This is a genomic window from Pseudomonas sp. CBS (assembly GCF_024734645.1).
Classification (GTDB): Bacteria; Pseudomonadota; Gammaproteobacteria; order Pseudomonadales; family Pseudomonadaceae; genus Aquipseudomonas.
In genome coordinates, this window is the sequence record NZ_CP102929.1 from 4,497,663 (window position 1) to 4,507,846 (window position 10,184).

The window sequence follows — 10,184 nt, forward strand, 5'->3', positions numbered from 1 at the left end:
TATTCGTTTTTCGCGAGCAAGCTCGCTCCTACCGTTCAGGCAAGCATCGCCCGCACATTCTCCAGCGCGCTGTCGGCGAATGCCTGCACAAACGGCTCAAACCCTTCCATGCCCTGTTCAACCGGTTCGGCGATGATCGTCCAGGTCACCCGTGAGCAGCGCTCTCCCAATGCTTCGACATCCATGGCTGCCCACAGCCGTGCCACGCCCAAGGTGTTGTAAATCGTTGTCCAGGTCATGTGCATGGCCTGCTCGTCCCGGCTGTTGAGTTGTTCCACCACCAGATTCCCATCGTGGAAGCATTTCTTGCGCAGCGATCCCGTGCCCTCACCGGTCATTTCGATGTGAGACAAGGCGGGGATAAATCTATCAAACCCAGAAAAATCACCGACTACCGCCCAGGCACGTGCGGCATCACAGGCAACCATCACTGAAGACACCACAGGCTTGCCGCAAGGGTTGCGAATCAATGTATCGGGTTTCATAGGGTTTCCTTCAATTGAGAGCCTGGCGGCAGGAAGCCGATGCTCTTGAGGTACTCGCAGCCCTTGCGTAACAGCGCCGGATTTTTCTCGGGGTAGTGCGTGCCCATCTGCTCGACGCCACGTTGTGCGTTGTCATGCCGGATCATTGACGTATCGCCGATGTCCTCGCCCACGCCATTCAGATAGAAACCCAGTACGCCGAACAGCGCATTGCGGCTATCTACTGTGTGCAGGTGACGTTGCCAGTGTGCGACGCTCACCAGTTCGAATGCATGGCCTGCCTGGCGAAAGGCGTCGACGTAGGTTTCCCAGCTCAAGGGCCGCGGGTTGTGCAGGTTGAACACGGTTCCTCCATCACCACAGCGGCCACTGTGGAACGCAATAAACCGGGCAAGAAAGTCCACGGGCATCAAGTCAAAATTCAGCTTGAGGCGGGGCACCAGGCCCAGTTGGAGTGAGCCTTTGAGCATCAACATCAGGCGATTTTTCTGTGGTTCGCAGACACCGCTGCGGCTGTTGAAACTGATGTTCCCGGGACGGTGGATATTGACCCACGTTCCTTGCTCGGCGGCCCGTCCCAGCAAGCGTTCCGCGACCCATTTGGACAGGTTGTAGCCATTCTGGATGTAGAGCGGCGGGTTGGTGGCAGCGAGTGTTTCGAGAACCTGGCCTTGTGCGTCGACGCTACTGGCCGCCGACAGCGTCGAGATAAAGTTGAAGACCTTCTTGCACCGGGTTTCACACAGGCGCAGGCATTCCAGCACGGGTTCGACGTTGTCCTTGGCCAGCGTGGCGTAGTCCATTACGTGATTGACGTGGGCGGCGTTGTGCACCAACACGCCGAACGCCCCGGCGAGGTACTCATACGCCTCGCTGGCCAAGCCAAGACGCGGCTGACTGATGTCGGCGGCATACACCCGCACCCGGCTCAGGTCCAGGTGTTCCAGGCGGTACTCGCGCAGTGCCTCGGCAAACCTCTCGGTCGCCGAATGTCCAGGGTGATCGCGCACCAGGCACGCCACTTCAAGTGCGCCCTCGGCCAGTAACGCCTCGACGATATGCACCCCGAGAAAACTGTTGGCCCCGGTCACGATCACTTTACGACGTTCGCCCGCCCGGTCCTCTGGCAATGCCTGCAAATGCAGCTCACGCAGCGCATCCCGGGTTGCCTGGCCGGTCGGTGCTTCGGGAGGTGCATCGTCACCCATCAGCGTCGCGAGGGTGCGGACCGTGGGGGTCTCAAAAAAACGGCTGAGGGAGAGGCTGCGCCCGAACTGCTCGCGAATGCGCAGCAGCATCCTCGACAGGAGGATGGAATGGCCACCGAGATTGAAGAAGCTTTCATCCGTCGACAACAGCGTCACCGGTACGCCCAGCAACTCGCTCCACAGGTTGAGCAACTGGACTTGCATCGGCGTGTGCGGTTCGCCGTGATGGGTGGTCGGCAGCGGTTGAGTCGGTAGCGCAAGCAATGCCTGGCGGTCGACCTTTCCGTTGGGCGTGCACGGCATGCTCGCAAGCTCCGTGCACAGCGTTGGTTGCAGATAGTCCGGCAGTGTTTGCCGGGCATGCTGTTTCAGTGCAGTCAGGGCGTCTGGTGTTTCGGGCTGGGCCACAAAGGCCAGGATTTGCCGGTCACGATCAATCACCACCGCCACTTGGCGAAACAGCTGACTGCTGCGCAGGCAATGTTCGACCTCTTGCGGCTCGACCCGGAAGCCACGGATCTTCACTTGCTGATCCCGCCGCCCGCCCAGTTCGATCCCGCTTTTCGTCCACTTCGCCAGATCGCCGCTGCGATAGGCCCGCAAGGTCTGCCCGTCGGGCAACGGCAGGTGTACGAAATGCTCGGCGGTCTGGCGAGGCTGGTTGAGGTAACCCAGGCTGACACCAGGGCCGACGATGTACAGCTCGCCCATCACCTGTTCGTCCACCGGTTGTAGCTGCTCGTCGAGGATCAGTACCTGGCTGTTGGCGATGGGCGTGCCGAGGTTGCGGTTACTGTCGCCTGGCAGCAACGTGCGGTGGGTCGCCAGTACGGTGGCTTCGGTGGGGCCGTAGAAGTTGTGCAGGCGACACTGCCCCGCCAGTTGCTCGATGACACAGGGCTCGCACACATCACCGCCGGTGATCACATGGGCCAGGCCCAAGGGTTCATCCAGCGGCAGGATGCTCAGCAGCGCGGGGGGCAGGAAGGCGTGAGTGATACGTTGTTGGCGGATCAGCTCCACCAGTTGCTGCGGGTCACGTCGCTGGTCTTCACTGGGCACGATCAACTCGGCGCCCGCCATCAGGCTCGGGAAGATATCCATCAGCGAAGAGTCAAAACTCAAGGGCGAGAACTGTAAGACCCGGCTGTGTTCGTTCAGTTGTACATGGCCACCGAACCACGCGGTGAAATGCGCCAGATTGTGCTGACTGAGCAGCACGCCCTTGGGCTGGCCGGTGGTGCCCGAGGTATAGAGCACCATGCAGGCTGCGTCCATGGATGGGCGCTGGCGCATTAGCTGCGGGTTGCCGGCGGTGTCGAGCGTGCTCACATCCAATGCAGAAAAACCGTCCCGCAGTGGATGCTTGCCGTCATCCAGCAGCACCGCGACGCCGGCGGTTTCCAGCATGACTTGCTGGCGTTGCAGCGGGTGGCCTGGCTCCAGGGGCAGGTACACCGCGCCATAGGCCAGCACCGCGAGGATGCTGGCGTACAGCTCTGGAGACTTGCCCAGGCAGACACCGATCACCGGCGGTGTGTCGTGGTGCCTAAGCAGAGGCCCCAGACGTTGCTGGATGGCCAGGCTCATACGATGCAACTGTCGATAACTCAGCACGCTGCCAGCCATGTTCAGCGCCGGCCGGTCGGCGAAGGTTTGAAGGCTGTTTTCCAGTCGTTCGATCATTGGCACCTGGGCTTGGTGCCACAACTCCGCATCGGCGGTCTGGTTAAAGCGATGCAGGTAAGACAGCGATGCGAGCGCTTGCAGGCCGTGTTCCGGATCATCGGAGGCGACGGCCGTCTGCGAGAAGTAGCCCGGGTCCCGGGAGAACCCACTCACCTGCTGGGCCACCCATTCCACCAAGTCGCTGACTGCCTGTTGACGCCACCGTTGACCATTCCCACAGGCTTCGTCGGCAACGTCCAGAGTCGCCAGAAGTCGCCGTGAGTGGTCGTAACACCTGAACTGCAGGGTTGGCAGTCCGCAGTCGGTCAACGTTCCCATACCCACGCGCAGGCTCATCAAGGCTGTGCAAGTCAGGCCTGGCGGAACCTCCTCGCTACCGTCATCGATCAGCAGATCGACGCGGGCTATATCCTGTACTCGCACCAACCCATGACCGAATTGCGCCAGCGCCTCACTGATTTCATTCAACGCCGCACTGGAACCCGTCAGCCCAATTTTCAGGTGCCTCATGGGTGCCCTCCTGATGCCGGAAGAAAGGCATCCAACGCCCGAACCACGCTCGGCGTTTGCAGCAGGCCGCTGTGATTCAGGAACCCCATGATATTGCCCATCAGTGGGTGCTGGCGGGTAATGGGAAAGCCCATCGCCTGCACTTCAGCGCGTAGCGCAGAGCGCGTGTCGTCACTGACATCCAGGTGCTCGATCAATTGCAGGTCGAAGTTTTTTTGCAGGTCGTGGGTCAAATAATGCTGGAGAAATACCGGCAGGATCCGGGCGATGCAGTCGCGGTCCGAGGCGTTGGCAGACTGCCAATAAATACGCACCAGACGCGTCCAGAAAACCGCATGACGGCCCTCGTCAACCAAGTGGTCGGCCATCAAACCACGGATGGATTGCTTGACGCTGTCGTCCTTGGAAAACGCCGCTACGTCATGGGTCACGGTATTTTCGGCGATGGCCACGGCGATCAACTCCACGGCATCGCGCAGGTGTTCGGGGGCCAGCGCCAGCGCGGCAGGCAAGGCACGGCTCAGCTCGATTTGCCCAGGCAGTTCAAGGGGCGGGATGCCGGTCATCTCGACAGTCTGTTGCATGAAATCGAGGGCGACGAGGGCGTGGTAATCCTCATCCACGACTACGGTCATGGCGTCGTAGCGACAGGCGAGCGGGAAGGGCTCTGAAAAGCGATTCTTGGCAATGCTGCGTGCGGTCTTGTCGACGATCTCGGTTTCAAAGATCACCACGTCGTTGATGAACTTGTAGAACGTCTGCAGCAAGACAAAATCCCGATGCTGTGGGCATTGATCGACAAAGGTCGCGCTCAGCACCAAGGGTTGTCGGCTCAAGGGATAAATCAACTTTTGATCATTTTCCAGCAAGCGGCGCGGGCGCGTGCGGATAGTCGCGCGGCGCTCCCAGTCGTCGGCAAATGAGCGGTAGTCGGCAGGGTTCATACGCTCACCTCCAACAGGCGCAGGTACAACCCGTCCCAAAAGGCCAGGCGGCTTTCCACGGCGCCCAGGGCGCTACTGTTGGCTTGCTGCTCGCGACGCGGGTCGGCGAGGATAAGGCGTTGCAGCAATTGCGCCGCCGCCGGGCCATGCTCTTCGGCGTCGATTTCCATGTGGCGGTTGAGGTAGTAGCAGAAGGTCGGCGCCTGGCGATGAGCTATCTCGCAGCTCTCCAGGATGCGTTTGAACATTGACGGGATGACGCTCTCGCGGCCGTGCAGAAAGGCAGCTGCTACGCAGTGGGTGGGTGCGTTCAGCGCAACCTGCAGTGTGCTTCTGACGAACCGGGCCACGACAGGGTGAATATCGATTTTTTGCAGGGCCGTTTCTGCATCGTCGCCGTCACGTTGCAGGCTGACGAACCGCTCGATGGTCGCCGTATTCGCGCCGACTTCACGCATGGCCTCCAGGTACAGCTCGAAGTGGCTGCGGTGTCCGTGGCCGGGGTACGCGTCCGACTCTTCGCCCAATACGATTTCATTGATCAGGCGAGCGGCTTGTGGGTCCGTTGGCGGTAACCAGGGCAGGCGCATACCAGTGAGGTCATGTTGCAGGCGCTTGGTTAGTGTCATGAAGTCCCAAACGGCGAATACGTGGCTCTCCATAAAGTAGTGCAACTGTTGGAGCGTATTTATTTGTAAAAATAATGGATGGCTGTGCAACTGCAGCTTTTTTTGTTTAAGCAGGTGTGAGTGTTGGAGCATGGTCGATGCCTATAAGTCGTTGTCTCTTCCCTGATAAAAGCGTTTTGCTTCAGCGACAAATAAACATTGGTTTTCACGCGCGCGGATGCCTTGATAGCGGATTAGCCATGCTTGAGGCTGGCTCCGTTATTAAAGAAGTCGCACGCTGTGACAAAACACAAGGCTTTATTTAAAGGAACGCCACTCACAGTGACGCCCGAGCATGGGTTCACGCTATTGGTTTGGGAGATTGGGAGTATGGATAATAAAAAACGATAATCTGATTGGGTGTTCAGCGGTTTTTAGTTTTATAAGTTTTTGCAAATAAATGTGTTGCTGTAGTTGGTATGTTATATGAGGTGTGGGAAGTTTCCTTGGGTATTAAATATTAAGCTGGAGTGGTTGTTTTTAACTAATGTTTCGCCGGGCAAGAACTTCGCCGCCGTAATGCACTGAGCTCCCCTGACCCAGGCGGCTTCGCAGCGCTATGTGGTCGAAGGGAGAGATTCAGTTCCCAGAAGCATTCACAGCGATGTTTTATCGTCGCTCTGCTCAAGGCTCCTGAGGTAACCCGTAATCACCTCCATGCCGCGGGTGAGGTGGTTACGCAACGTGAGGATGCTTTCTTCGATCTTCTTTTTTGCCACCAAATCCAGCAGTTCCCGGTGGTCTTCCTGGGACGTCTTGCCCAGGCCCATGGCTTCGAGGTTGAAGCGCAGGAAACGCTCCTCTTCGTTCAAGCCGTGCTCAACCAGCTTGAGCAGCCGCTGATTGCCTGCCTTGCCATACAGCGCCATGTGAAACAGGCGGTTGAGCCGGCCGATTTCGGTGTAGTCGCTTTCTTGTTCCAGCGCATCAATGTAGGCGCCAGCCTGGGCAATGTCGTCGGGCGTGAGCAGGGGAATCGACAAGCGCAGCGCTTCGGATTCCAGGAGTATGCGCAGAGCGTAGGTTTCCGCCGAATGGTCTTCAATCAGCGGGGCCACCACCGCGCCTTTGTGGGTGACCACATGCAGCAGTGACTGGGCTTCCAGTTGACGCAATGCCTCGCGCACCGGCATCCGGCTGACCCCGAACAAGCTGGCCAGCTCCTGTTGGCGCATGGCGGTGCCGCAGGGCAAGCGGCCATCCAGGATGGCGTTGCGCAATGTTTCTTCAATCACGGAGCGAGCGAGATGGGCGGGGATAGGCCCGCTGATCTGGATGCTGCTCAAAGGGTTCGGCTTCTGCGTCACGACTACGCTATCCTCCTTTTCAGGGTGAGGTGGCTAATTGGATCCAATGCACACTAGAGTTTGTCCACAAGCTTGTCAAACAGGCAAGGTTTCGGCTTGTAAGCGACTCAACAACGCTGCTTTTTGACCCACATTTCTTGCTTGCTGCGTCTTACGGCCGCGATGGAAAAATGGGTGCTGCCGCGGTGATTGCACCGTGCCATTGTTTTTTACCATTCGAACCTTCACCATCCAACGCTACTCCGTCTTCTTCTACGGATTGAACGCTTTGGCGGTACGTTTTATTCCCCCTTGGGTCCTGCGCTGGCTTTTTTCGGTGCTATTGCTGGCTGGCTTATTGCCTGGCGGGTTGCATGCCGATTGGGATTTCTCCCAGATCAGCCGCAAAGCGACCGCACTGTACGGCCCGTTGGGAGAAGGGCAGCAGCGCATTGATGCCTGGCAACGGTTGTTGGCGACGCAGAAACAAGTCAGCGAGCTGGAGCAGCTTAAAGTAGTCAACCTGTTCTTCAACAAGCAAATGCATTATGTGGAAGACATCGACCTGTGGCACCAGGTGGACTATTGGGAAACCCCTATCGAAGGCCTGTGGAAGGGCGCCGGGGATTGCGAGGACTATGCAATCGCCAAGTATTTCAGCTTGCGTCATCTGGGCGTCGCCAGCGACAAATTGCGCATTACCTACGTCAAGGCGTTGCGTCAGAATCGCGCCCACATGGTCTTGACCTATTACTCGACGCCGGACGCGATGCCGCTGGTGCTCGACAGCCTGACTGATGAAATCCAGCCGGCAAGCCAGCGTACCGACTTGCTGCCTGTCTATTCCTTCAATGCTGAAGGCTTATGGTTGCCGGGCGCCAAGGGCGACAAAAAAGTCGGTGATACCAAACGCTTGTCACGCTGGCAGGATGTGTTGAAAAAAATGCGTGCGGAAGGCTTTCCAGCCGAGCCTGCCAACTAGGAGTACCTGTACAGATGTCTCTGTTCAAACAGCTTTTGATCGCTATCTGTCTGTTTTTGGTGGTCGCCTTCAGCGGCAGCTTCATGGTGAGCCTGGAAAGTTCGCGCACCCAATATGTCAACCAGTTGCGCTCCCATGCGCAGGACGCCGCGACCGCATTGGCGCTGTCATTGACCCCCAATATCGATGACCCGGCGATGGTGGAGTTGCTGGTCAGCTCGATCTTCGACAGCGGCTACTACGCCAGCATCCGCGTGGTAGATCTGAAGAATGACCAGGTCATTGTCGAACGCAACGGTACCCCCGACAGCGACGGCGTGCCCAAATGGTTCGTCAACCTGATCGGCCTGGAGCCGGCGGGCGGCGACGCCCTGGTTAACCGTGGCTGGGAACAGGCGGCACGGGTCGAGGTAGTCAGCCACCCGATGTTCGCCCTGGCCAAGCTCTGGCGAAGCGCGCTTGGCAGCCTTGGCTGGCTGTTGCTGTGTGGCGCTGTCAGCGCCGTGCTGGGAGCCCTGTTGCTGCGCCGACAATTGAAGCCCTTGGACTACATGGTCAAACAGTCCCATGCGATTGCCCGTCGAGAATTCTTGAGCTTGCCTGAGCTGCCGCGCACCCCGGAGTTACGTCGTGTGGTGCAGGCGATGAACCAGATGGTGGAGAAACTCAAGGCGCTGTTTCAGGAGCAGGCCGAGCGCAGTGAAAGGCTGCGGGTCGAGTCATACCAGGACAACCTCACCGGCCTGGCTAACCGGCGCTATTTCGAGATGCAACTCAACGCCCGGGTGAGTAATCCGGAGGAGACCAACTCCGGTTATTTGCTGCTTTTGCGGGTCAAGGACCTGGCCGGGCTCAACCAGCGCCTGGGCGGCCAGCGCACCGACCAATTGCTGCAGGCGGTGGGCGAGCAACTGTTGCGTCAGTGCGAGCCGTACCCGGAAACCCACAACCTGGTCACCCGGATCCGCGGCGGCGAGTTTGCCGTGCTGGCGCCGGGGCTGGTACGCGAAGAGGCGTTGCAGCTGGCGCAAAACCTGGAAAACGTCCTGCTTAGCCTGCAAGCCACGGGTGCCAGCGATGTCACGCCGGTCGCTTACATCGGCCTGGCACCGTTCAACCATGGCGACGCACCCCAAGCCGTGCTGACACTGGCCGACCAGGCCCTGGCCCAGGCGGAGACCCAAGGGGACACCAGTTGGGTGTGCCTGGACCATAGCGCGCCGGCCAGCGTTGGCGATGACCATCATGCCTGGCATACCTTGCTCGACCGTGCGTTGACCGAGCAACGTTTTCAACTCTATTTCCAGCCGGTGGTTGCCAGCCACGACCCGCAGATGGTGCTGCACTACAAAGTGCTGTCACGCCTGCAGGACGACCAAGGACAGACGATTGCGGCGGGGCGTTTCCTGCCATGGCTTGAACGCTTCGGCTGGTCGGCGCGCCTTGACCGCATGATGCTGGAGCTGGTGTTCAAGCAGATGGCCGGCCACACCGAATCCCTCGCGCTGAACCTGTCGGCCGCGACCTTGGCCGACCCTCAAGCCCTGAATCGAGTGTTCGAGTTGTTGCGTCAACACTCCAATCTTGGCCCACGGCTGACCCTGGAAATCGGCGAAGAGCAACTGCCGGAACAAGCGGCGCTTGAGCAACTGACCCATCGCCTGCGCGAGCTCAATTTCTCCTTGAGCCTGCAGCGCTTCGGCGGGCGCTTCAGCATGATTGGCAACCTGGCGCGCCTGGGCCTGGCCTACCTGAAGATCGACGGCAGCTACATTCGCGACATCGACCAAGAGAGCGACAAACGCCTGTTTATCGAAGCCATCCAGCGCGCCGCCCACAGCATTGACCTGCCACTGATCGCTGAGCGTGTGGAGACCGAGGGTGAGCTGGCGGTGATCTGCGAGATGGGCGTTTTCGGCGTGCAGGGGCAGTTATTTGGCGAGCCGGCGCCCTGGAAGTAATGCGGGTAGCCGCTGCCAAGGCAGTGGCTACCGTCTGTGGCCTCAGATCAGCCCGGTTTCTTCATCGTTGATCAAGCTGTTCAGCCCACCGAGTGCTTCCCGCGCCTGGTTGCGATCCAACAGTTTGGCCTGGGCTGCCGGCGGCAGGTCGGTGACGCGAATCACCCCCTTGCTGGTCAATACCTGGATCAAGTCATCCAGCACCCGAATCATCTCCAGGTCGCTTTGCTTGAGCTGATTCAAGCTGGTTTCGACGAGCGTATTGGCATACCACGCTTCAATCTCATGGTGATCGGCCGGCAGCGTTTCCGTTGACTCGGTGAAGGGCGCGGCCTCTACGCGAATCAGCCCGCCGTGGGCATCACGTTGCACATAAAACATAACAATCCCTCAGCAATGAAGCCCGCAGCCATCAACACAGGCTAACGGTGGGTAATGGGTGCGAGTATGC

8 protein-coding genes are annotated in these 10,184 nt (G+C 59.1%); 2 read left to right on the plus strand and 6 right to left on the minus strand.

The window, feature by feature from the left end; genetic code table 11:
- Nucleotides 1–35 precede the first annotated feature (35 nt).
- From NVB75_RS20705 to NVB75_RS20725, 5 genes are all read right to left on the minus strand, one after another.
- On the minus strand, nt 36–485 hold the full coding sequence (locus NVB75_RS20705; protein ID WP_258343056.1) for an SRPBCC family protein: 450 nt from the start codon (nt 483–485) through the stop codon (nt 36–38).
- A complete protein-coding gene (locus NVB75_RS20710) occupies nt 482–3,892 on the minus strand; it encodes an amino acid adenylation domain-containing protein (protein ID WP_258343057.1) in 3,411 nt (1,136 codons plus the stop codon). Before NVB75_RS20710 ends, NVB75_RS20705 begins: the two co-directional genes overlap by 4 nt.
- A complete protein-coding gene (locus tag NVB75_RS20715) occupies nt 3,889–4,836 on the minus strand; it encodes a diiron oxygenase (RefSeq protein ID WP_258343059.1) in 948 nt (315 codons plus the stop codon). Before NVB75_RS20715 ends, NVB75_RS20710 begins: the two co-directional genes overlap by 4 nt.
- On the minus strand, nt 4,833–5,597 hold the full coding sequence (locus NVB75_RS20720) for a DUF3050 domain-containing protein (protein WP_258343060.1): 765 nt from the start codon (nt 5,595–5,597) through the stop codon (nt 4,833–4,835). The genes NVB75_RS20715 and NVB75_RS20720 overlap by 4 nt, the downstream gene beginning before the upstream one ends.
- A gap of 503 nt (nt 5,598–6,100) precedes the next feature.
- A complete protein-coding gene (locus NVB75_RS20725) occupies nt 6,101–6,811 on the minus strand; it encodes a GntR family transcriptional regulator (RefSeq protein ID WP_258343061.1) in 711 nt (236 codons plus the stop codon).
- Nucleotides 6,812–7,079: 268 nt separating this feature from the next.
- Here NVB75_RS20725 and lapG point away from each other — a divergent pair, with 268 nt between their 5' ends.
- Nucleotides 7,080–7,772 (plus strand): cysteine protease LapG, encoded by a 693-nt coding sequence (gene lapG, locus NVB75_RS20730; protein ID WP_167665764.1) that lies wholly within the window; start codon nt 7,080–7,082, stop codon nt 7,770–7,772.
- A 14-nt stretch (nt 7,773–7,786) separates the two neighbouring features.
- Nucleotides 7,787–9,733 (plus strand): cyclic di-GMP receptor LapD, encoded by a 1,947-nt coding sequence (gene lapD / locus NVB75_RS20735; protein WP_258343062.1) that lies wholly within the window; start codon nt 7,787–7,789, stop codon nt 9,731–9,733.
- 42 nt (nt 9,734–9,775) lie between these two features.
- Here the strand turns inward: lapD and NVB75_RS20740 are convergent, their stop codons facing one another.
- The gene (locus tag NVB75_RS20740) at nt 9,776–10,114 is read right to left on the minus strand and encodes a tryptophan synthase subunit beta (protein WP_258343063.1); all 339 of its coding nucleotides are present in this window, start codon (nt 10,112–10,114) and stop codon (nt 9,776–9,778) included.
- Nucleotides 10,115–10,184: the final 70 nt, after the last annotated feature.